Source organism: Alteromonas sp. 4NS20-0143, from assembly GCF_057542855.1.
In genome coordinates this window covers 606005-629704 of record NZ_BAAJLR010000001.1, presented here as the reverse complement: position 1 = coordinate 629704, position 23700 = coordinate 606005, and the positions used below count along the sequence as shown (strand labels likewise).

Below are 23700 nucleotides of genomic sequence, written 5' to 3'. Positions count from 1 at the left end.
TTAGGTTACTTTGGCTGGCAATCTAAGGATTCACCGTTAACATCCGCGCTATCATTGCCCATCAAGTACAAATAGGTAGGCATAATGTCTTCTGGCGTTTTTAATGTTTCAGGGGTTTCTGCCGGAAATGCTTGGGCGCGCATGCTTGTTCGCGTTGCGCCAGGGTTGATGCAGTTAAAGCGGATAGATTTGTTCTGATATTCGTCTGCCAGAGTTTGCATAACCCCTTCGGTAGCAAACTTGGAGACCGCATAGGTTCCCCAAAACGCGCGACCCTTTCTACCTACACTTGAGGTGGTGAAAATCACTGAGGCGTTTTCAGCTTTCAAAAGAGCAGGGAGTAATGCTTGAGTCATATACACCGTACCGTTTAGGTTTATTTGCATGACATCTTGCCATTCTTGAGCGTCAATATCTTTAAATGCACTTAAGTGGCCAAGAATGGAGGCGTTGTGTAGCACCCCGTCCAAACGACCGAACTGGTCTATAATGGTCTGAGTCATTTGTTGATAATGACTAGGCGTAGCACCTTTTATATCTAAAGGTACAATCGCAGGCTCTGCACCCTTAGCGGCAACTATGTCGTCGTACACAGCTTCAAGCTTGGCTACTGTCCTGCCAAGTAATATACAAGTCGCACCAAATGCTGCGAAGGTTTTAGCCGCTTGTGCACCAATACCATCACCGGCGCCAGTAATAAGTATTACTTTATCGTTTAATAAATTGCTGGGCGCATTATAGTCGTTCATGATTGTCCTTCAATTACATCGTGCAAAGAGGCTTTGCTGGGCGTTTTACAAGTGGTGTGATGATACTCAACCTGACCGCTAAGTAAAACAATCCCGTTAAAAACCTGCCAAACGTAAAAAAAGTTCACCAAACTAGTTAACAAAACTTTGCAAAGTTGCAACAAAGTCAATAAGATTGAGGAAGATACAACTGGTCTAACATGTTTGAAACGATCTTCTATGCCTGTTAAAGCAGGATAGACCAAGCTATTTTAATAAAACCGAATTTTAGACACAGAATAACAACAATGCTTGTAGGGAGTAGAGATGAGAAAACTCGTATTAAGTTCCAGTGTGGCCCTTGCACTGGGTCTAGCAGGCTGTGGTGGCTCCGATGAAACCCTTTCCGACATTCAGGCCGAAACAGAAGTACAAACCCCATTTTCGCGAATAGTATTTGATCCAGCAGCAGGGAATCTTAACATTCCCAACGACTTATTAATGCTGCCAGGCGATGATGGCTTTTTCGATTACACATTAAACATACCGGTTGCCGATCCCACTGATTTTGGCGACCCGCAAAACGCATTAAACGTATTAGACGGCTGGTCGACACAACATCCATTTGTGATTAATGTTGAAACGCCGGTGAATACGTCACTGGATGAGTCATCACTGTCTTCAGGTATTTTGTTGTTTGAAGCAACCTTAGGTCTTGACCAATCTGATCCAGATTGCGCACAAGTTTCAACGCCATCAGCAGGCTGTAAGTTAGGTGAACAGCTTACTTTCGGCGTAGATTATGTGTTGAGCTTGGCAGACAACAACACGGTTTCATTTGTACCTCTAAAGCCGCTTAAACCAGCGCAGGGTTACATGCTTGTAATGACGACCGACCTTAAAGATTCATCGGGTAAGTCGGTGCAAGGTTCTACAACTTGGGATTTAGCAAGGCTAGATATCAATATAAACCCACTAGCGACGGACGACCAGCTGCAGCTTCAAGGTCTAGTTAACTCACTGGTTAATCCACTGATTAGTGCTGGGTACGAACGTGAAGAGCTGACCTACGTGTCTGCGTTTACTACTCAGTCTATTGCTAACTCTCTTGATACCATCAAGAAGGTGATGATTAGCGAATTTGCTGCCCGCGCAGGTGCTGGCGACCCTACGGCAGGACAAGCGTTACCTGCAATTGTAGTGGGTGATGCCGATGAAGATCCTACCGCAATGGAAGCACTCAATCTCGTTACTACCGAAGTAGTAGCAGGAGCAGTGAATACAGGTAAAGAAGGCTTACCGGCTCAAACCCAAGCATTTATTGATGCAACGGATTTTAGTGCATTAGAAACGTGTGCTGGTTTAGCAGGTACAGTGTCTGGTCAGCTTTCTGCACAGTGGGGCCCGCTGAATGAGTTCGCGGTAGGTGTTTCTACTGCAATCCTAACCCAAGTCGGTCCATTCTGCGCGGCCCAGCGTTATGAAGGAAATATTAACCTTCCATATTTCTTGGGTGTTCCATCTGCTGAAAACCCACTTGCACCGGTTAACCAGTTTTGGACTGCAGCCTGTGACAGCGGTATCGTGCTAGCAGGCGCACCACAGGAAGCGTTAGCAGCGGCGACGCCAGGTCCTAATGCGCAAACGTGTTCTGCGCTAGGTCTTGCCGATCTTCGCGTTAACGGTGAAAAATTAGATAGTGCTCGTAACATTACTAAATTCAACCCATATCCACAGCCTACTGGCGGTAATATGGGCACTGAAGCGCTAGATGTTCAGGTAACTATTCCAGACCCAGCCATTGCAGGTGCTATAGGTTTCCCTATCAGTATGCCTGAAGCAGGTTGGCCTGTGGTTATCCTTGCTCACGGTATCACCAGCCAAAAAGAAGACATGTTAGCCATTACCGGTACACTAGCGCTAGCAGGTGTAGCCTCGGTTGCTATCGATCAGCCCATTCACGGTAGCCGTGGATTCGATCTTGATGGCGACGGAATGGACGACCTTAATGCAACGTCGGTAAGTGCAACGCATTATATGAACCTTGCTAGTTTGCCTACTGCAAGAGACAACCTGCGTCAAAGTGTATCTGATTTACTTGGTTTGCGTCTTGGCCTTAACGCGGTAGTTGATACCACAGCTACACAGGGAGTTAAGTTTGATACAAGTCGTGTATCAATCATGGGTGTATCGTTAGGTGCTATTACAGGTGGTAATTTTGCAGCCTTAGCAAATACGTCCATGGGCGGCGATTTAGCTGCACTTGACGGCATGTTTGCAATCAAACAAGCGTCTCTTGAGTCTCCTGGAGGCGGTGCAGCTCAATTCTTAATTGAATCACCGTCGTTTGGACCGCTGATTAAAGGACTTCTGCTTTCTCAAGCATCAGATGACTTCGTTGCGCTATTGAACCAGTTGTTTGAAACAACTGATGTCAACGAAGCTCAGCTAGTTGAAGCGGTCGCCTTGTTTGAAGCAAACCTTACTGAAGCACAAGCAGCCGCGGTTAACGCTGTTTTTGCTGAGTTTGCCTTTGCTGCACAAACCGTAATGGATTCAGGTGACCCAACGAACTATGCACAAACTCTAGGTAGTAATACCCCTGTGCACATGATGACAGTAGTGGGTGATGGCAGTGCAGAAAACCTGCCTGACCAAGTTATCCCTGTTTCTACTGCGTTGCCGTTGTCTGGTCAGCTTCCACTAGCTAACATCATTGGACTTGAGCAGGTATCAACGACAGTAGGGCCTCAAGCAGACCCTATCAGTGGACTGGTACTGTTTAACAGTGGTGCTCATGCATCTAGCTTGAGCCCGGCTTCAAATGCCGCAGTGACCGCAGAAATGCAGCGTCAGGTTGCAACGTACGTCTCTTCTGATGCAGGCCTTCTGCCAATCAGTGATGAGTCTGTCGTCGCAAACTAAGCGTTACAAATGTTCCATTTAAGAAGCCGGCGAAAGCCGGCTTTTTTGTTTCTAAGTGTGACTGTTATTTGAATGTTGTGTTTTGTTAATGTAATGTGAATTGGTCGGATGTGTTGTGGCAGCAAGCAAAACGCTTTGGGGTGTTAGCTCGCCATATTTGCATTTATTCACAAGGAAACTATCAATGACAATAACTAAAAATATTCACCCTACACGGACTTTAATTGCACTATCTGTTGCCGCCTGTTTAGCTGGATGCGGTGACAATGACAACGACTTTTCAGATGTGCAAGACGGCAGCACTCCAGTGTCACCGCCACCCGTAGTAACCGCACCTACACCTGTTCCTGCGTTTGACACCGATGGTTCATTAACGGCTGACATTACGTGGACTACTTATGGTGTACCTCACGTTAAAGCAGATAATCTTGAAAGCATGGCCTATGGTGTTGGCTATGCATTCGCCAGAGACAATATGTGCGTGCTGGCAGATCAAATTTTGAAATACAATTCTGAGCGAGCCAAGTATTTTGGCCCCGATATGCAGCCAGGTAGTGGTGATTCAGAGCACCTTATCAACGACTTTGGCTTTCTTACATTAGGTATTCGTGAGCTAGCTGAAGACAATTTGCCTCGGTTATCTGCCAATTCCCGAGCCATGTTTCAGGGCTACACAGCGGGCTATAACCGTTATTTAGACGAAACGCCTGTAGCAGAGCAGGATCAAAGTTGTGCAGGTCAGCCTTGGGTACAACCCATTGATAGCGTAGATTTACTGACCTATTCTTTAGGTGTGGCGTTATTGCCAGGAGCTGCAAACTTTTTAGGCCCCATGTTCTTAGCCGCGCCTGAAGGTGAAAATTACCTTCCAACCCCAGCGCCAACTGCTGCATCAGGTCAAACTGCAAGTGCTCAAGCGCAAACACCTTCAAGTGCTAAAAATACGCCAACGACACCATTTAAAATGAACCCATCCATCACCTTACCTGAAAGAAACCCACAGGAAATGGGATCAAACGGGTGGGGGCTAGGTAGCGATAAAACCACTAATGGTAAAGGGATTGTTTTAGGTAACCCCCATTTCCCTCACACCGGTAATTTACGCTTTTGGAACTTCCATGCGCAAATTCCCGATTATTTAAATGTCACTGGGAGTTCCTTAATGGGCCTGCCAGGTGCAGTCAATATTGGGTTTAACGAAAATGTAGCCTGGACACACACGTTCTCTACAGCAGAGCACTTTGTGGTTTATCAACTTAGTTTAGATGAAGATGACGCATCGGGAATGAGCCATATAGTCGATGGCAATAAGCGCATTATTTATGAAAAACCACTACAGATAGAAGTTGCTGTTGGCGGTGGACAGACTATTGCGCTTAATAAAACGTCTTATTACACCAACTATGGGCCAATGATAGAAGTGCCTGGAAACTTTGGCTGGGATAATGTAAATGCATTTGCGATTAAAGATGCCAACCTGCCTAATTTTGATGTTGTCGATCACTGGTTAGCCATGAATATGGCTTCTTCGATGGACGAGTTCAAGCAAGCGTTTAAAGATTATGATGGTGTTATCTTTAACAATACGATGGCGGCCTCAAGTGATGGCCAAGTGTTTTACATTGATGACTCTACTGTGCCAAACCTTACCGAAACAGCTATCAATGAATTAACGACAAACCCACTGCTAATACAAACTAAAGCCGCAGCGGGCTTTACCGTGTTGCCTGGGTTTATTTCACAATTCGATTTTGATGGCCCCGTACCTTATGAGGAAGCGCCAAAATACGAGGGGGCAGATTCGGTACAAAACTCTAACGATAGCTTTTGGCTAACGAACCTGTCTTCACCAATAACGGGTGTTAATCCACTTTATGGCAATACTGAGAATCAACAATCTCTACGCTCTAGAATGGGCCAGAAGTTTATCGAGACTGAGGCTGGAAGCGATGAGACCTTCACGCCTGAAGAAGTTGAGGAGCTTTTACTAAATAATCGCAGTTATCTTGCTGAAGACATTTTACCGAGTCTGCTACAAGCATGTACTGAACAAGGTGATACGCCAGTAAACGTTGACGGTACAGATGTAGATATCTCGGCCGCCTGTGATGCCCTTGGCGCATGGGATAGTACAATGAACACCTCTAGTGTTGGCGCACATGTGTTTAGAGAATTTGCATTCCAGTTTAATCAAAACCCACAGTGGGAAGTGCCTTTCTCTCTTGAGTCTCCTGTTACAACGCCAACAGGCTTAGTTCAAAACGACACCACCATGCAACAATTAGCAAAAGCGGTTCAGGTTATTGAACAAGCGGGTGTTGAATTTGATGCTACCCTAGGTGACGTTCAGTTTGTTGAGCGAAGCTTACCAAATGGAACTGCAAGTGGTGAAAAACTGCCTTGGGGTGGTGCACACAATATTGAAGGTGGTTTCAATGTGTTTGATAGCATTCGAGGCCGTGATGAGACCTTGCTGCCAAGACACCGTTATGAGCCGGTGAGCAACAACACCATCATGAGTGCAGAGGCTGGCGGGTATCACATTAACTATGGAACAAGCTGGGCTATGGTGATCAGTTTTACTGAAGAAGGGCCACAGGGACGAGGAATATTAACGTATTCACAATCTCGCCAATTCGACAGTGAACACTTCTTAGATCAAACCAGATTGTATTCTGACCAACCTACGCTGAGAGATATTTATTTCACAGATGAAGATATTGAAGCAAATACCATTGAGAAGATTACGCTATCGTCACAATAAGGCTATCGACAGAATAAGGCTATCGTCAGAATGAACGAGGGCTGGTATTATGTTGCGCTAACATGTATGACAAATAACGTAGTACACGTTACATAATACCAATAATCGATAGGAAGAATGGGGTAGCGCACTTGTAGTTTAAGTATGCGTACCCATTCTATTTTTGCTTGTAAGGGTTTGAAGTGTTCAAACCCTTTATTTTTTTACTAGGAGTAAGATTTGGAGTTTTTGTACGAATATGGCTTGTTTGTAGCCAAAGCGGTTACCTTGGTGGTTGCGTTTGTGGTTGTTGTTGCAACCATTGTTGGCGTAGCAAATAAGCAAAAACACGGTAAAGGGCAATTAGAGATTACCTCAATCTCAGATCAGCTAAAGGACATTACGCAATACGCTAAGCAGGTACTGCTAGACAAAAACTCGGCGAAAAAACTAGCGAAAGAGCAAAAGAAAGAAGAAAAAGCGAAAGGCAAGCAGAAGAATGACGATCCGAAGCCGCCTAGATTGTATGTCATCGACTTTAAAGGTTCGATGGATGCAGGCGAGGTGGATAACCTAAGAGAAGAAATTACCGCAATTTTGTGTGTTGCAGATAAAGATGATGAAGTCCTAGTGCGTCTTGAAAGTGGCGGCGGTGTTGTTCATGGTTACGGTCTTGCTGCTTCTCAGCTTCAGCGCATAAAACAAAAAGGGCTTAAATTGACCGTGTCGGTTGATAAAGTAGCAGCAAGCGGCGGTTATATGATGGCCTGTGTTGCTGATAAGCTTCTCGCCTCTCAGTTTGCTTATATTGGCAGCATTGGTGTGTTGGCGCAGCTTCCAAACTTTCATAAGCTATTAAAGAAAAACGACATAGAGTTTGAGCAACATACCGCGGGTGAGTTTAAAAGAACCCTTACGGTGTTTGGTGAAAATAACGATGAAGGCCGCGCTAAGTTCAAAGAAGAAATTGAAGAAATTCATGTGTTGTTCAAAGACTTTGTCCATAGCCAGCGACCAGATATGAACATCGACCGTGTAGCGACAGGTGAGTATTGGCCTGGTACCAAAGCCAAAGAGCTTGGTTTAATCGATGATATTACAACCTCTGACGACTACATCTTATCTCATTACCCTAAACGAGAAATTTTTAGTGTTAAGTATTCAGTGAAAAAGAATGTGGCTGAAAAACTTGGTATGTCGGCAGCGTCAGTGGTTGAACGTGTAATCATGAAATCGTGGAGTAAAGCTAGACACTGGTTTTAATCTACATGTGAAAGCGGGGCAGTGATTGCCCCACTTTACGAGCAAAATAAGAAAGAAAAAATGGCACGGCAAACGAAAAACGACATTCTCGATGCAGCAGAGTGTTTGTTCTCCCAAAATGGCTTTTCACACACTTCAATGCGAGAAATCACCACGCGGGCAGGGGTTAACCTTGCGTCGGTCAACTACCATTACGGCAGTAAAAAAAATCTTATTCAGGCTGTTTTCAAACGCTATTTTGACCAACTTATGCCCCATATCGACATCTGCCTAACCTCTTTTGAATCTTCAAAAGGCGCCCAAGGCGTCGAAAAGCTGCTTTACACACTTATTCCACCTATGCTTGAGCTTAATACCGTCACTGAACATGGCACAGCTAACTTCGTTAAACTTCTTGGTAGAGGATACAACGAGACTCAAGGCCATTTACGACGTTTTATTATGAAAGACTATGGCGCAACGGTACGAGCACTGGTTAGGGCAATTCAACACTGCTTACCACATGTGCCAGAAGAAGAGCTATTTTGGCGCTTGCATTTCGCCATAGGTAGCTTCGTCTTTTCCATGGCATCAAGCCAAGCACTCACCGAAATCGCCGAATCTGATTTTCAAAAGCACGTTGATATCAGCGAAGTTATTGCGCATTTAGTGCCCTTCGTAGCGCAAGGTCTAGCCGGCAGGTAGCCGAAATCTAGCGAGGTTGTGTAGAGCCCGGTGCCTCAGTGTTGAGTTTGTCTGCCCAATACTGTTTTACTGAGAAGCCGCTTTTTTGCGGTTTTGTCTTAGCTTCATTCTTAGGTTTAGTTTTAGAAGTAGTTTTAGGAGGGGTTTCAGACATAGCCTCTTTCGTCGCTTTCGATGTGGAGGGTGTTTTACTACCATCTTCTAGTAATGCTGCAGTCATTTCCTGAATCTGTGCCAGCCTCACATTTTTGCCACCATCGATACTGTACCAGCCACTTTTGGCTTGAATATCCGGTCGTTTACCGTTCACACTAGTGTAGGCGTGAGTAAATTCTTCTATAACGTCGTTTTTATCAGGTTTTGCCATGATTTCCCCGTTCTTATTTTGTTTCGCTTATTTTGTTATTCATATTTTGTTATTGTGCTGCCCTGTTCGAGGCGTTGCTTTGTGCCTTTGCCTTCGTCTTTGCCGATATAGAACTTAGCGGCAAAACTTCCAACACAAAGTATAAAAAATGCTCATGGCTTTTATAACGTTTTTTTTACATTCTGTCTAATTTTCAAGCTAATGCTTTAAAGGAGTTCACGTGTCGGTTACTAATCAAGCGCTTAAAACATATCTAGACGGGTTGCTTAGAGCTCATGAGATAAGCGATTACTGCCCAAACGGCCTTCAAGTTGAGGGAGCTACAGAAATTACAAAATTAGTCACGGGAGTTACTGCATCGAAGGCGCTAATTGATGAAGCGATCAAGCGAAATGCCGATGCCATTGTGGTGCACCACGGCTATTTTTGGAAAGGCGAATCTCAAACCATTACCGGCATGAAAAAGCAGCGATTAAAGGCGTTGATTGAAAACGACATTAACCTGTATGCCTACCATTTACCCTTAGACGTTCACCCCGAACTTGGCAATAATCGTCAGCTAGCGGACCTATTGGGGATAGAAAATATTGCAGCTGTGTCGTCAGTTAAGCCTACTGGTGTTTTAATGCAGGGGGAATTTGAGAACGCGCTTTCATCAGGAGAGTTACGTGATGCATTGGGCTCACTGTTATCACGGACTATTTTGCTTGAGGGCAGTGAAGCAAAACCGATAAAAACGCTAGCCTGGTGCACTGGTGGCGGGCAGGGCTTTATAGAGCAAGCCGTGGAATTAGGTGTTGATGCATTTATTACCGGAGAAGTCTCCGAACAAACTATCCATACTGCACGAGAGATGGATATTGCCTTTTTTGCTGCCGGGCACCACGCTACAGAGCGATACGGTGCAAAGGCACTAGGAGAACACATCGAATCTCATTTCGATGTAGCCGTAGAGTTCGTTGATATAGATAATCCAGCCTAATTATCTCGTTACAGGATGTGAACTCTCACTATGAAAGAAGACCATATTTTTGATGGCATCGCTGATAAGTTTGCCAAAAATATTTACGGTACTACCAAGGGAAAGCTTCGCCATACCTTGCTTTGTGATGTATTAGATAGTCATCTTACTGCCAACAGTACAGTACTTGAAATAGGCGGTGGCACGGGTGTAATGGCAGCGCACTTAGCCTCAATAGGGCATAGCGTTGTGCTAACCGATGCCTCAAACGATGTACTTCAACAAGCAGCAGACCTACTTTCTCACAGTAGCAATGAGGACATTAGAGATAACATTGAGATAAGGCAAGAGTTTCTTCAGGAGATAACCGACTTTGAACGCTTCAATGTTGTTATTTGCCATGCCGTATTGGAGTGGTTAGATAATCCCTATGAGGCGTTATCCTCTATCTACGCACGCATGAAGCCTGGGGCGATAATGAGTTTGAGCTTCTTTAATCATGACGCTAATTTATTCGCCAATGCGATTTATGGCAATTTTGATTACATTGAAAAAGGCATGAAGGCTAAAAAGCAGGTTCGATTAAATCCAAAGCAGCCTCTTTCTGCAGTGAAAGTACTTAACTACTGCGATTCACTCGGTTTTACTGTATTGGATAAAGCGGGTATTCGATGCTTTCATGACTATATGCGCGACATCTCTCACCAAGCCACTAAGTATGATGACTTGCTGGCCTTGGAGAGGAAGTACCACAAATCCGACCCCTACATGTGGCTGGGCAAATACTTTCAGCTCATTGTAAGAAAGTGATATTGCGCTTTGCCTATCACTAACTAGCAATCACTGACCGCTAACCACTAGAAGCTAGCCATTAGCCGATTTTATTCAATTTCATTTTTCACCTGTCCCCAGACTAAAAATGAGAATATTAATGTGCCACCCACTACATTGCCCAAAAATACGGGAAGAAAAAATCCAAATGTGGCATCCATCAACCCAAGTTCCCCCAGCCACATGAGATAGGCCATCTCAACGGAGCCTGCCACAATATGGGTAAAGTCTCCCGCAGCGATTAACCATGTGAATACCAGAATAATCATAAAGGCCGACGATTCGGATTGGGGGATCATCCAAACGATCGCAGCGATAAGAATACCTGCGGGAATGGCCTTGTAAAAACTATCTAAGGGGGGCATAAACACAGCGTGTTCGCTTAGAGAGAGCATAGCTGGCGCCAGATCTTCAGGTAATGCTGGTGTAAACACATACAACGCCGTTATCAAAAAAGCGCCAATCACATTTGCTGCCAACACAATGCTCCACAGCTTTGCCACGCAGAACATGTTTTTCTTTTTAAAATCTTCTATGAGTGGGAGTACGGTCGTTATTGTATTTTCGGTGAATAATTGCATGCGGCCCAATATCACCAGCATGAAACCAAGGCTATAACCAATGTTTTCAATTAAATAACCATAAGGCGCATCGGGCAGATACGTGCGAAGAATTGCTTCCCCGAGCACTGAAAATGAAATTAAGATACCGGCGGCTATTCCCGACCATAACAAGCTTTGAGTCGGCCTGGTGAGTTCCTCTTGCCCTGCTTGTTTTATGGCTTCATAAACAATACGGGATTTTGGCTGTGACAAATCTTCTACTTCACGAGCCATTTTTTTGCTCTCAGTGTCATTGCTCTCGGAGTTATTACTCTTTGAGTTTTTGCTTTCAGCGCTTTTACGTTGTTCTGTTTCGTCCGACATAGTTTGACAATCACTCCGCTTGAATATACAGCCCGCTCGCGCTGTCGATGTCCATCTTCGAATAGAACATGCTTGTACAATATTCTCGAATAACATTCTCGTACAATATGGACGGCGCATGTAAAGCGAATTGATATTGGCATCAAAGATAGTTAACAGCGTGTCATTTAAACTTTATCTGAGGGATAACGGATCATCCGGGTTTTTGTTCTTTATCAGACTATAGTTGCCAGAAAATCAGGTCTTTAACTTTCCGATTAAAAATGTAATTTGACGGCAATCCAAGTTTAAAAATACAATACTGTATATGTGTACAGTATTGTGGTTTTTATGAAAGTTATACCTATCAAAGCACAAGCAGGATTAGTGGGGTTCGAAAGCCCTGCTGCAGAATACATAGAGATGGAGTTAAGCTTGGACGAGTTGCTCATCGATAAACCCTCCGCTACGTGGATTGGTGTCGCTCAGGGCACCTCAATGGAACTGGACGGCATCTTTGATGGTGATGTGCTCATCATTTCACGCGCGGAACAGGTCAAACACATGTCTATTATCGTTGCGGTGCTTAACGGCGTGTTTTGCTGTAAACGGCTAGACATGGAGCGTCGTGCGTTACTTTCTGCGCAATCTGACGCCTTACCGTACTTTATACAAGAGGGCGATGACTTTTCACTTGAAGGGGTAGTGACACGTTCAGTGAGAATTCACGTGCCGCTTAACAAGAAGGTAGGCGCCTAGTGTTCTTTTTGTGCGATGCGTCGGGGTTTTATTCATCTGCAGAAAAAGTGATGCGGCCAGACCTGCGTAAAAAGCCAGTGATTACCCTTAGCAATAACGATGGCTGTGTGGTGGCAGTGTGTCCCATAGCGAAACGATTAGGCATTAAGAAATTCGTACCTTATTTTCAGGTAAAAGACGTTGTCGAAAAATACGGCGTAACGGTAACGAGTTCAAACTATGAACTGTATCATTCTCTGAGTACCAAAATGATGGACACCATCGGCCAATTCGCCGATGACATCTATGTGTATTCTATAGACGAAGTGTTTGCGCGCTTTAACACTGCGCTTTCTCACGAAAGTTGGATGGCGCTAGGCCGTGAAATCAGACAAACGGTATGGAAAGAGGTGAGATTACCTGTAGGCGCAGGAGGAGGATTAACCCCTACGTTAGCCAAAGCAGCCAGCCACGCTGGTAAGCGACTTCCTGGGTATAATGGTGTTGCAGTTATTCACAGCGAGCAAGAGCGCGTCAATATCTTAGAGCAGATGGATGTCACGGATGTGTGGGGGGTAGGTCGCCGTTTAGGACAAAAGCTGACAGCCCTTGGAATTAATAACGCGCTTCAACTGTCCCAGCAGTCACCGGCGCGGATAAGAAAGCAATTTTCAATTTTATTAGAAAACACGGTCAGAGAACTCAATGGCGAACTTCGTATTCACTGGGATGATGTGAGGCCTGACAAACAACAGATTTACAGTACACGTACTTTTGGTGCACGAGTGACAACGAAAGCAGAATTACACAAGGCGATTACAGGGCATTGCGAAAGCGCAATGCGTAAACTGCGTAAGCAGCGTGGGTTAACAAAGGCTATCACTGTCTTTGCATCTAACTCGCCCCATGATGACGCGCGCTATTACAGGAAGTCGGTGTATCACCAGTTTGCCGTACCCACTATGGACACCCGTTTAGTTACTAACGCTATTCCTGCCGTTATAGATAAAATTCACAAGCCGGGTATTTGTTTTTATCGCTGTGGCGTGGGCCTTGTCGAGATTTTATCCGCAGCTAATTATCAAGCTGACCTGTTTGCCGAAAACAAAGATAACCCTAAATTGATGAATGTGCTTGACGCTGTCAATGATAGATATGGTAAAAGCACGCTCCAAATTGCATCAAAGGGTTTCACTAAAACTCATGAAATGAAACGACAGTTTATCACTCAACGAGCGACCACCCGATGGAGTGATATACCGACGATTAAATGTTGAACCACAGGTGATGGTAACGCGCGGCTCACAAATTCTCAGCAATCTGTTTTATTCATATTTCAACGATATTGTTGTTATTAATAATATTATCTATTGTCACGTGGGCTATCTCATTAAGTGCCTCAGCGGTAAAAAAGCCTTGATGACCTGTAATCAATACATTGGGAAAGGTGGTCAAGCGCTGAAAGTTGTCATCTTGAATAATATCTTGGGAGTGGTCGGTAAAGAACAGCTCCGATTCCCGCTCATATACGTCTAATCCAAGGTAGCCTATTTTCTTACTTTTGAGCCCGTCTATTATTGCTTGATCGTCCACAAGACCACCTCGCGAGGTATTGATTAGCATGACTCCATTCTGCATTTTGTGAAGCGACTCGCTATTTATCATGTGATGGCTGTTCTCATTGAGTGGACAGTGTAAAGATACAATCGTACTTTCACCAAAGAGGGTATCTAAATCTACATACTGTGCGCCTAAGTCTCTTGCTTCCTGGTTTTCATAAGGATCGTAGCAAAGAACGCGGCAGCCAAAACCATTTAAAATGCGAATAACCGAACAACCAATCTTACCCGTACCGACTACGCCTACGGTCTTGTTGTGTAGCGTAAATCCCAAAAGGCCATTTAGCGCAAAGTTACCCTCTCTCACTCTATTGTAGGCTTTATGAGTTTGTCTATTTAGCGTGAGGATTAGGGCGAGAGTATGCTCGGCAACGGTTTGCGGGCTATATGCCGGCACTCTACTTACTTGAATGCCATAGTCATGTGCCGCTTTTATATCTACGTTGTTAAAACCAGCGCAGCGCAGCGCAATATGTTTCACCTTGCATTGCGCAAGTGCTTTGATTGTTTCAGCGCCAATATCATCATTGACAAAGGCAATAACCACATCGTACCCGTCACACAAACGTGCCGTAGATGCTGTTAGCCCGTGAGTAAAGTACGTTATAGTGACAGCGCGGTTATAGGAAGGCTCGCCGCTATTTACGATACTATTTGGGGCGCTGTTTTCAGCACAAGCCCAGGCACTATCTAATGCGCGTTCAAATACCGCTTTGTCATACTCTTGCGTACTGAAACACGCGACGTGTATTGTTTCGTTATCTTTCATGCGTTCCCCTTGACGCTATTTGGGCGCTATTCATCACAGTTTTTTTTAAAACGGAGCTCTTTTTAAGAGGAGCTCTTTTTAAAGGCGCTCTTTTTTAAAAGAGCTAGGGAAGCAACTTTACGATATCTTTTTCGATATCTTCAGGCTTCATGGTTGGCGCGTAGCGCTTAATCACATCGCCTTTATCGTTTACCAAAAACTTAGTGAAATTCCATTTAATACGTTTACTGCCAAGTAACCCGGGCGCTCTATTCTTTAATTCGGTGAAAAGTGGGTCTTCATCGGCGCCATTTACGTCAACTTTCTTGAATAACGAAAACGACACACCAAAGTTCATTTCGCAAAACTGCGCAATTTCATCATCGCTACCTGGCTCTTGATGGCCAAACTGATCACATGGAAAACCCAGTACTTCAAAACCTCTGTCTTTGTATTTTTTATACAGTGACTCGAGGCCTTTATACTGTGGGGTAAAACCGCATTTGCTAGCGGTGTTAACAATAAGCAATGTTTTGCCCGCATAGTGCGCAAGTGGAACAGCGTCTCCGGTATTACTTGTCACAGTGTGCTGATAAATAGTCAATTTCTTTCCTTTATATTTTTGTTAGTGTGAATTCTGATATTCTATTAGCCAAAAGAAGCTTAGCTTCTACTGTAAACAACAAGAGAGTATTTTGCATGTCAGATTTAAACGTAAGCTTTTTAGGGCTAGGTGTTATGGGATTTCCTATGGCCGGACACTTGGCAAATGCAGGCTACAAGGTCACAGTTTACAATCGAACGTCATCAAAAGCACAGCAGTGGTTATCAACCTATTCAGGCGTTGCGCCAACAAGTACGATAGCAAAAACCCCTGAGGAAGCTGCCGAAGGTGCAGATATTGTTTTTATGTGTGTGGGTGACGACAACGACGTTAGAGAAATAGGTACCCGTGCACTTAGCAGAATGAAACCTGATGCGGTGTTAGTAGACCATACTACCGCCTCAGCTGATATTGCGAGAGAGCTAGACGCCGAATGCCGAAAGGAAAAGGTACACTTTTTGGATGCGCCGGTTTCTGGTGGGCAGGCAGGGGCTGAAAATGGACAACTCACCATCATGGTGGGTGGAGAAGAAGCAAGCTTTCATCGCATTCAACCAGTAATCAATAATTATGCTCGCCACAGTCAGCTTCTAGGGAAGTGTGGTAGCGGTCAACTTGCAAAAATGATGAACCAAATTTGTATCGCCGGTATTGTTCAGGGGCTATCTGAAGCGTTACATTTTGGCCAAAAGGCCGGTCTCGACTGTAACGCGGTTATCGATGTTATTAGCAAAGGCGCGGCACAATCATGGCAAATGGAAAATCGCGCTAGCACTATGTTATCTAACACTTACGATTTTGGTTTTGCTGTTGACTGGATGCGCAAAGATTTGGGCATAGCGCTAGATGAAGCAAAACGAAATGGCTCGACCCTCGCGCTAACCGCATTGGTCGATCAGTATTACGCCGATGTACAGAAATTGGGTGGCAGTAGATGGGACACTTCGAGCTTGCTGACACGCCTAAAGTAAGTTTATATAAACACCGTGCTTGAGATAGCTAGCTGTTTGCCCTCACAGACAAGGTGAGCTGAGCGAGTCTGGCTGTGTTTGACTCGCTAAGGGCTAGCTCAGAAAGCGTATCTAGCAACTGGTGAATATTAAATCGTCGGTATACGGCAGTATCGGCTTCAACCATACATTGTAGTAGGTTGAGGCCGAATGCAGCAGTAGCAGGCGACAGTTGAAATGCATCATAAAAGTGCTTCATCGCCTGAGCGTATAAACCGTCAATGAAAAGTTGGGTGCCAGTATCGTTTATCGCTACCGCATGCTCATGATTAAGGCCGAGGCGTTCACCTCCTGAAAAAATAGACTCCTCGTTCATCACCTGCTCAGAAATGCCCTGAATGTCGCTGTTCTTTTGTTTTGCCATCAGTAATAATTCACCTGCGCGACGCTCATCTCCCAAACTGTGATGGACTTTTGCAGCGATAACCAGCATAGAAGGCTCGGTTCTGAGGTGGTTATCCATATAGTCAGGCTCAAGGAAATAAGCCGCCTTGTCCAAATCCCCATCAAGTACCGATGAAAAGGCGAGCAGGTAGTCTCGCTTTTGTAACGTTTGGGCGTCTGCCTGGTTTCGACCGGCAATGCCAACCAGCTTGCGAGCTTGAGATAAGCTTTCTTTCCGATTGGTCTGCGGCGAATCCTCTGCAAGCAGTAAATAAAACTCCGCTAGCTCAAAAGTGAAATCGTTGAATCTATCTTTGGCAGACCTATGCAGAGCTCGTTTTTTCTGCAGCAGGTCGATGGCTTCTACCACCTTATCTTGCTTTTGAAATGCTAGGCTTTTGAGTTTGGCCGCGGGTAAACTCAATTCACTAAACTTGATTTGTTCTAAGTACTTTTCAACATCTTCATAAGAGTGTTGTTCAAAAGACAGAGACGCCAGCCATTCAAACGCTTCGTCTCTGGCTAAGCTGGAGTTTACCATTGAGCTTAGCTGTTCTTTGCACTGTGGCCATTGACCAGCCGCATACTGGCATTTTATTTTTCCCCACTGTGCCCACAATACTTTATCTGAGCGACTTAGAATGTCGTCGTAAATATTAAGCGCTCGCTGAACCTCACCATTATTGAATAACAATCGGGCGTACAGCTTGCGAATATCTGAAACTAGGCGAGGGGGAATGCCTTCTTTAATCTTAGTTCGTATAACACCTATTGCTCTTTCAAGTTGCTTATTATCAAGCGCTTCTAAAACGTTTTTCACGAAATCGCGATAGTAGAGATAATGTTTTATCTGACGGGAAAGTGATGCAATGGTATAGGGCTTAATAAGCAACACATCGGGCTGCAGGTCCATAATTCGACCGATGACCTGTGGAGAACGATCTGATGTAAGAAAAAATACGCCAGTACTGGGTTTAATAAAGTCGGCTTCTTTTAAACTTTGCAGCCACTCTACGCCCGTTTTCCCCTCGCCCAGGTGATAATCCATGATGAGCAATTCAAAGTTTTGTTTTCGCAAGGCGGCTTTGAGTTCTACCCCCGAGGTGTAGCTACTAACCGATAAATTCGCGATAGACATAACGTGACCGCGCAATGCTGTGCGGGCGGTGGCGTTGTCTTCTACAATAGCTGCTCGTAATTCCACAAAAACCAAGGTTAGTGATAACTCTGTAACTAGCTTACCAGCGAAGGCTCAAAACTGCACGAAACAATAAAAAACCTTAGCATCTACATTCGCCATAATTTTAGTTACACGCTATCAGCAGCTTATTATCCGGTATCCGTTTGTTAAAAAGCGACTAATTTAACAACTAATTCAAACACAACTAAAACTACAGCTAAAACGAGTCGTTGAAACGTGACGGTCTTTACAGAAACGCATTACAAAGAACGGAACACATTGGACAGCATTTTCGTCACATTTTATTTACGTCATCGCAATTATAATTTAATTAATGTTTTACCTTTACGTTTACGTAAGGGGTAACTTTTAGTTATCGTGTTAATACAGTGTAAAGTCACAATAATGAAAGGCAATCCACATGAACTTTGAATTAAATGATGATCAATTGGCGTTTGAAGAAACAGCACGTCAGTTCGCACAACAAGAATTAGCACCACATGCTGCTATGTGGGACAGAGAGCACCACTTCCCAGTTGACGCTATCAAAAAAGCGGGCGAGCTTGGTTTCTGCGGATTATATACTCCAGAGGAAGCGGGTGGCCTAGGGCTATCACGTTTAGACGCGTCAATTATCTTTGAGCAGCTATCGATGGGCTGTACGACTACCACTGCGATGCTCACCATACACAACATGGCCACGTGGATGATTGCGCTATGGGGCAGCGAGGACGTAAAAGCCCAATGGTGTGATGAATTAGTCACAGGCGATAAGTTAGCGTCTTACTGTTTAACTGAGCCAGGCGCAGGTTCTGATGCCGCATCACTTAAAACCAAAGCCACAAAAACAGACGATGGTTATGTGCTTAATGGCGCTAAAGTATTCATTTCAGGCGCGGGTAGCACCGATGTATTGGTTGTTATGGCGCGAACGGGTGGCGACGGCCCTTCAGGCGTATCTGCATTTGCCGTGCCGGCAGATAGCGACGGTATAATTTACGGAAAAGCCGAAGAAAAAATGGGCTGGAATGCTCAGCCAACACGAATGATCACCTTTGATAACGTAAAACTTCAAGACGCATGGCGACTTGGCGACGAAGGTGAAGGGTTTAAAATGGCGATGCAGGGTCTTGACGGCGGTCGTATCAACATAGCAACCTGCTCAGTCGGTACTGCGCAACAGGCCCTGAATGTAGCAAGAGACTATATGAACGAACGAGAGCAGTTCGGCAAAGCTATTGCTGGTTTCCAAGCGCTGCAGTTTAAACTAGCAGATATGGCAACAGAACTTGTAGCCGCTCGTCAAATGGTACGCATGGCCGCATGCAAGCTTGATAATAACGACGTGGATAAAACCACCTATTGTGCAATGGCTAAACGATTTGCTACTGACGTTGGCTTTAGTGTGTGCAATGATGCACTGCAGCTGCACGGTGGTTATGGATATATTAAAGAGTATCCATTAGAGAGACACTTCCGTGACGTGCGAGTGCATCAAATTTTAGAGGGCACGAATGAAATCATGCGCGTTATTATTGGTAGACGTTTGTTAGCAGATGAACGCAGCATTCTCTAGCCTTTACTCAAAAATCAGAAATAGAAAATCAGGTTAAGGAAGTCGTAATATGGACTCGGTTGTTATCAAAGAAGAACTTTCGGCTAAAAATGGAAGCCATGTTATTGGTCGGCTAACGCTGAACAAACCAAAGGCACTGAATGCGCTTGATTTAGACATGGCAACCATAATGCTGGATGCACTATTGTCGTGGCAGAGCAGAGATGACGTAGTCGCCGTTGTTATTGATGCAGCAGGTGATAAAGCCTTTTGCGCGGGTGGCGATATAGTATCTATGTATCGCTCTATGGTCGAAGCCGAAGGTGGAGTTCCAGAGTTTTTGGAAACGTTCTTTAAAACAGAATACACCCTTGATTACACCATTCACAACTATAGCAAACCCATCATAGTGTGGGGTGCTGGTATCGTGATGGGCGGCGGAATGGGGCTGCTAAGCGGCGCGAGCCACCGTGTTGTCACCGAAACATCACGCCTAGCTATGCCGGAGATAAGCATTGGTCTTTATCCAGATGTAGGGGGGAGTTACTTTCTACCCAGACTACCTGAAAAGACGGGGCTATTTTTAGGGCTAACTGGCGGACAGATGAATGGTGCGGACGCTCGATTTGTTGGGCTAGCTGATGTGCTGGTGGCTTCAACTGAAAAAGACACGATGGTTGATAGCCTGTTACAGCACTCATGGCAGCCAAACGATTTGATGGGTCAGGTTTCTACGCTGCTAGGTGCGTTGAAGCAGCCCGAAGAGCTGCCTCAAGGCAACATAGAAAAACACAGTGACCTCATAAACTCACTTTGCCAAGGCGATAGCGCAGAAGAAGTGGTTAACGCTATATTGAATTGCGATATGCAGGGCGATAAATGGCTTAGCCGCGCTCAATCTACGCTACAAAAAGGCTCGCCTATTACGATGCACTTGGTGTTCGAGCAGTGTCGTCGTGGTGCATCTATGACCCTCGCTGAGTGTTTTAAAATGGAGGTCAACATGTCATGCCGCTGCGGGGAAAGTGGCGAGTTTCAAGAGGGGGTTCGCGCGTTGTTGATAGATAAAGATATGTCACCCAAATGGAAATATGCATCTGTAGACAAAGTGCCCACAGAGGTTGTTGAGCATTTTTTTAGTTCACCATGGACAGAGGAAGCTCATCCTCTAGCGTCTTTAGGAAAATAATCAACACGCCCTAGTTTGATAGTCACGCAACTTTCGGCTAATTAGGTGTGAAAATCACTGACAGCAAACATGCGATTGCTGTCAGTGCATTCAATTTGATAAACTTAATCTTATCGCAACCGACCTTAAGACCTCCACTATGTGGCTATGCCCACTTTGCAAAACACCTGTCTCGCTAAACGAAACCCCAATTCGCTGCATTAATAACCATAGCTTTGATAAAGCGAAAGCAGGCTACGTGAACTTATTACCCGTTCAATTTAAAAAGTCAAAAATGCCAGGCGATGACAAAGCAATGGTAAGGGCAAGAAGAGAATTTCATCAGCGAAACGCGTATAAACCGTTAAAAGACAGAATGTGCGAACTTATCGGCGCTCACCTAAACCCAAAAATAAAAGAGCGTGGACGTGTCAATATCTACGATGCGGGATGCGGCGAGGGCAGTTATTTGAATGCTGTTGTAGCTGGTTTAAAAGAGAAAGGTTTAACAGAGCACACGCTACAAAATCAGAAAATAAGCGGACAAGCCTCACAAGCACAACCCATAGAAGTTGCTGGCGCTGGCAGTGATATTTCGAAAATTGCCGTAGAGCTTGCTGCTAAGGCGTTTAAACAACACACCTTTGTTGTAGCCAGCAGTTTCGAGCTTCCACTGGAATCTAACAGCCAAGATGTGGTGCTTCAAGTATTTGCACCTGGCAGCAACGACGAATACCAACGCATCCTCACACCAGAACACGGGTTGTTGATCACAGTAGACCCAGCGGAAGATCATTTATATGAAATAAAGCAGCGGGTTTATGATGCTCCAGAAAAACATCAGCTCGACGTGAGTGGTCGTGAAGGGTTTACGCTAGTGACTCGTGAGACACTGCGCTTTGAAATATCGCTTTTAAACAACGAGCATGCATTATCGCTAGTTAAAATGACGCCTTTTTATTGGAAATTACCTCAAGACAGTATTACCGACATGGTAAATGCACTGACCACTGTGACCGCCCATTTTCACATTCAAGTGTGGGAAAAGCGTGTATGAGCAAGCTTAAAGGCTTTAATACGCATCGCAAGAGCACTCATCAGAAGAACACTCAGCATAAAGCGTTGTTTTTAGACAGAGACGGCGTGATAAACGTAGACCATGGCTACGTGGGTCATTACGACAATTTTGATTACGTTGAAGGCATTTTTGACGTGGTAAGAATGTATGCCTCTGCAAAGTATAAAATTGTTATTGTCACCAATCAAAGCGGCATCGCTAGGGGACGCTATACCGAAGCCGACTTTCATGTGTTGATGGATAGGGTAAAACAAGACTTTGCTGATAAGGGTGTGCCCGAGATTGCCGTGTATTTTTGTCCTCATCACGTTGAGGGCAGCGTAGAAGAGTATGCCATTAACTGCGCATGCAGAAAGCCAAAGCCAGGAATGTTGTTGCAAGCGTCACAAGAGCTTGGCATAGCACTTGATGATAGCGTACTTATTGGTGATAGCTGGAGAGATATTGAGGCAGCGCACGCAGCTGGCCTAAAGAAAAGCATCTACTTTTCAGAAAATGCCATACCCGCTGGCGCTACTATAGAAGGTGTTCGTAAAGTTCAATCCTTACAACAGCTTACTGCAATAGAGTGAGCGAATGAAGAGAGCAGATAAGGTGGAGAATAAGTTATGCGTAACTTATCCGCCACCTTGTTTGGCCTTATTTTAACGTAAACTGCTCACTTAAAACGGCTTACTCAATTCCGTGTAGAAAAGCGAGACAGGTGCTTAATCGCTTGGCTAAGCAGGTCTACATTCAATGCATCATTGCTACGCTTACCGGTAGCCATTTCTGTTATTTCGTAACTACCATTACTCAATACGTCTGTACGTTTTCCCGCATGGAAAACGACAATGCGCTCTCCAGATGTACTGACTAACCAAGGTCGTGTTGGCGAAAGTAAGCTTTGTCCCGTTGAATAAAAGGTGCTGGGAGCATTGCAGCCTAATGCATTTAAGATGGTGGGTGCCAGGTCCTCAGTGCTCGCAACGTTCGCACGCAGTGGCAGGTTACTATAGAGCACACCTTTACTGTCATCACTTCCATAGCCAGTAGCAACAATCACATCGTGTTGGCTTTGTCTCGCTTTCTCAATGTAATTCTCAATATCAGCACCATTCATAAAGGCGATATGCAGGCCGTCATGTTCATTTGATTGAGGCTGCTGGTAACCGGATAGTTGCGACATTGGAAGGGGACTATCACTGTGAACCGATACAGGCATGCCAGAGCCTAGAGGTAGCGCTAACATGACGGGGCGTTTTTGCGACAGCGCGTCTTGATAAATTTCTGGCACACCGAATAGGGCCGTGGTCATCAAGCCTTCTAAACTGCTCGCTGTCGAGTAGTAATTATCAAGCCGATTTAGTCGCAATGATGTGCTTAAATCATTTATCGCCACGTCATCAGTTTGCACTACCACCGTCAAGTTCTTGCTGGTGTCTACAGAACAATAAACCGGCTGTGCTGGATAAGTTGTGCTGTGAAACTCGGGGTTAAACTGCAGCTGCTTACGCTCTTCGTAAGCGGCAAGGTCTAATAACCCATAGCGAGACATGGTGGTTTTTGCCGTCGCTGGATAAGACAGCGGAAACATATTGTCTTGTTTGATGATGGGCTGATAAAGCTTAGCATCCGCCCACACATGCACAGCATGGCTTGTGACAAAACAGGCTACAAAGAAGGTAGTAACCGGCACACCTATTTTGTATTTTGTAAAACGTTCTACGCGTTTATAAATGGCGTTTGCTAATACTAATTGAAAGCCAAGCCACACAATAAAGAGCAAAAACAAGAATCCCCACTGCTGCCAATTCTCTATCGCTATTTGAGACTGGGCTTCGCTGCGCAGTAAGTCTGCCGCGTGAAAGCTAATGTGGAAGCCCGTGCGATTGAACAGCAGCGCGTCAAACGCTAGTAAGGCAAGGCCTACGGCGGCAATAACAGACGCACTAGCCTTAATAATCCGGGAATTACTCACGAGATAACACAAGGGGAGTATAAAAATGACAAAGCCGAAAAAGGTCATAAAACTAATATGACCAAACCAGTTTGCCAGCAAAAATATCGTTCCCACACCAGTGCCGGGCATTGGAGAAGAAAAGACGAAAATAGAGGCGATTACAATAGCAATGATTATATTCGCTAGGGCAAACCAATGCCCCCAGTTCACTAGCTTTGTAACGCGCTGGCGGCGAGGAGATTCGGCAAGTATCATAGAACTACCTTA

At 44.9% G+C, this 23700-nt stretch carries 20 protein-coding genes; 13 read left to right on the top strand and 7 right to left on the bottom strand.

All coding sequences use genetic code 11. From position 1 onward, the window contains the following. Positions 1–5: 5 nt before the first annotated feature. A complete protein-coding gene (locus tag AC27HD_RS02655) occupies positions 6–749 on the bottom strand; it encodes a YciK family oxidoreductase (protein ID WP_487103584.1) in 744 nt (247 codons plus the stop codon). A gap of 306 nt (positions 750–1055) precedes the next feature. Here AC27HD_RS02655 and AC27HD_RS02650 point away from each other — a divergent pair, with 306 nt between their 5' ends. The 4 genes from AC27HD_RS02650 to AC27HD_RS02635 all read left to right on the top strand — a co-directional run bounded on the left by AC27HD_RS02650 (position 1056) and on the right by AC27HD_RS02635 (position 8343). Continuing rightward, positions 1056–3653, top strand: coding sequence for a VolA/Pla-1 family phospholipase (locus AC27HD_RS02650; protein ID WP_487103582.1), 2598 nt, complete (start codon positions 1056–1058; stop codon positions 3651–3653). 184 nt (positions 3654–3837) lie between these two features. Next, the gene (locus tag AC27HD_RS02645; RefSeq protein WP_487103580.1) at positions 3838–6417 is read left to right on the top strand and encodes an acylase; all 2580 of its coding nucleotides are present in this window, start codon (positions 3838–3840) and stop codon (positions 6415–6417) included. Between the two features lie 219 nt (positions 6418–6636). Then, positions 6637–7659 carry a protease SohB gene (gene sohB, locus AC27HD_RS02640; protein ID WP_032094169.1) on the top strand — a complete coding sequence of 341 codons (1023 nt, stop codon included), beginning with the start codon at positions 6637–6639 and terminating at the stop codon, positions 7657–7659. 60 nt (positions 7660–7719) lie between these two features. Then, positions 7720–8343, top strand: a complete 624-nt coding sequence (locus AC27HD_RS02635) for a TetR/AcrR family transcriptional regulator (protein WP_487103900.1) — start codon at positions 7720–7722, stop codon at positions 8341–8343. Between the two features lie 7 nt (positions 8344–8350). On the opposite strand, the gene AC27HD_RS02630 is transcribed toward AC27HD_RS02635, so the two are convergent. After that, on the bottom strand, positions 8351–8710 hold the full coding sequence (locus AC27HD_RS02630; protein WP_032094168.1) for a hypothetical protein: 360 nt from the start codon (positions 8708–8710) through the stop codon (positions 8351–8353). Positions 8711–8930: 220 nt separating this feature from the next. On the opposite strand from AC27HD_RS02630, the gene AC27HD_RS02625 reads away from it, so the two are divergent. After that, on the top strand, positions 8931–9692 hold the full coding sequence (locus AC27HD_RS02625; RefSeq protein ID WP_487103578.1) for a Nif3-like dinuclear metal center hexameric protein: 762 nt from the start codon (positions 8931–8933) through the stop codon (positions 9690–9692). 30 nt (positions 9693–9722) lie between these two features. Beyond that, positions 9723–10481 (top strand): methyltransferase domain-containing protein, encoded by a 759-nt coding sequence (locus AC27HD_RS02620; protein ID WP_487103576.1) that lies wholly within the window; start codon positions 9723–9725, stop codon positions 10479–10481. A gap of 71 nt (positions 10482–10552) precedes the next feature. Here AC27HD_RS02620 and AC27HD_RS02615 read toward each other — a convergent pair whose 3' ends face one another. Next, entirely contained in the window at positions 10553–11428 is an 876-nt protein-coding gene (locus AC27HD_RS02615) for a formate/nitrite transporter family protein (protein ID WP_487103574.1), read from the bottom strand. A gap of 330 nt (positions 11429–11758) precedes the next feature. Between AC27HD_RS02615 and AC27HD_RS02610 the strand changes: the two genes are divergently transcribed. Both AC27HD_RS02610 and AC27HD_RS02605 read left to right on the top strand, forming a co-directional pair. Next, positions 11759–12166: a S24 family peptidase gene (locus AC27HD_RS02610; RefSeq protein ID WP_032094265.1), complete on the top strand. Its 408-nt coding sequence runs from the start codon at positions 11759–11761 to the stop codon at positions 12164–12166. Further along, positions 12166–13422 carry a Y-family DNA polymerase gene (locus tag AC27HD_RS02605; protein WP_487103572.1) on the top strand — a complete coding sequence of 419 codons (1257 nt, stop codon included), beginning with the start codon at positions 12166–12168 and terminating at the stop codon, positions 13420–13422. Before AC27HD_RS02610 ends, AC27HD_RS02605 begins: the two co-directional genes overlap by 1 nt. A gap of 52 nt (positions 13423–13474) precedes the next feature. Here AC27HD_RS02605 and AC27HD_RS02600 read toward each other — a convergent pair whose 3' ends face one another. Both AC27HD_RS02600 and AC27HD_RS02595 read right to left on the bottom strand, forming a co-directional pair. Then, positions 13475–14515 carry a 2-hydroxyacid dehydrogenase gene (locus AC27HD_RS02600; RefSeq protein WP_487103898.1) on the bottom strand — a complete coding sequence of 347 codons (1041 nt, stop codon included), beginning with the start codon at positions 14513–14515 and terminating at the stop codon, positions 13475–13477. A gap of 121 nt (positions 14516–14636) precedes the next feature. After that, positions 14637–15116 (bottom strand): glutathione peroxidase, encoded by a 480-nt coding sequence (locus AC27HD_RS02595; protein ID WP_487103570.1) that lies wholly within the window; start codon positions 15114–15116, stop codon positions 14637–14639. Between the two features lie 95 nt (positions 15117–15211). On the opposite strand from AC27HD_RS02595, the gene AC27HD_RS02590 reads away from it, so the two are divergent. Next, the gene (locus tag AC27HD_RS02590; RefSeq protein WP_487103568.1) at positions 15212–16087 is read left to right on the top strand and encodes an NAD(P)-dependent oxidoreductase; all 876 of its coding nucleotides are present in this window, start codon (positions 15212–15214) and stop codon (positions 16085–16087) included. A gap of 28 nt (positions 16088–16115) precedes the next feature. Here AC27HD_RS02590 and AC27HD_RS02585 read toward each other — a convergent pair whose 3' ends face one another. Then, on the bottom strand, positions 16116–17696 hold the full coding sequence (locus AC27HD_RS02585) for a response regulator (protein WP_487103896.1): 1581 nt from the start codon (positions 17694–17696) through the stop codon (positions 16116–16118). Between the two features lie 415 nt (positions 17697–18111). Here AC27HD_RS02585 and AC27HD_RS02580 point away from each other — a divergent pair, with 415 nt between their 5' ends. From AC27HD_RS02580 to AC27HD_RS02565, 4 genes are all read left to right on the top strand, one after another. Continuing rightward, positions 18112–19266 carry an acyl-CoA dehydrogenase family protein gene (locus AC27HD_RS02580; RefSeq protein WP_032094162.1) on the top strand — a complete coding sequence of 385 codons (1155 nt, stop codon included), beginning with the start codon at positions 18112–18114 and terminating at the stop codon, positions 19264–19266. A 49-nt stretch (positions 19267–19315) separates the two neighbouring features. Then, positions 19316–20434: an enoyl-CoA hydratase/isomerase family protein gene (locus AC27HD_RS02575; protein WP_032094161.1), complete on the top strand. Its 1119-nt coding sequence runs from the start codon at positions 19316–19318 to the stop codon at positions 20432–20434. Positions 20435–20573: 139 nt separating this feature from the next. Further along, the gene (locus AC27HD_RS02570) at positions 20574–21470 is read left to right on the top strand and encodes a putative RNA methyltransferase (protein ID WP_487103565.1); all 897 of its coding nucleotides are present in this window, start codon (positions 20574–20576) and stop codon (positions 21468–21470) included. Next, the gene (locus tag AC27HD_RS02565; protein ID WP_487103563.1) at positions 21467–22063 is read left to right on the top strand and encodes a D-glycero-alpha-D-manno-heptose-1,7-bisphosphate 7-phosphatase; all 597 of its coding nucleotides are present in this window, start codon (positions 21467–21469) and stop codon (positions 22061–22063) included. Before AC27HD_RS02570 ends, AC27HD_RS02565 begins: the two co-directional genes overlap by 4 nt. Positions 22064–22167: 104 nt before the next feature. Here AC27HD_RS02565 and AC27HD_RS02560 read toward each other — a convergent pair whose 3' ends face one another. Continuing rightward, positions 22168–23688: a DUF3413 domain-containing protein gene (locus tag AC27HD_RS02560; RefSeq protein WP_032094159.1), complete on the bottom strand. Its 1521-nt coding sequence runs from the start codon at positions 23686–23688 to the stop codon at positions 22168–22170. Positions 23689–23700 lie beyond the last annotated feature (12 nt).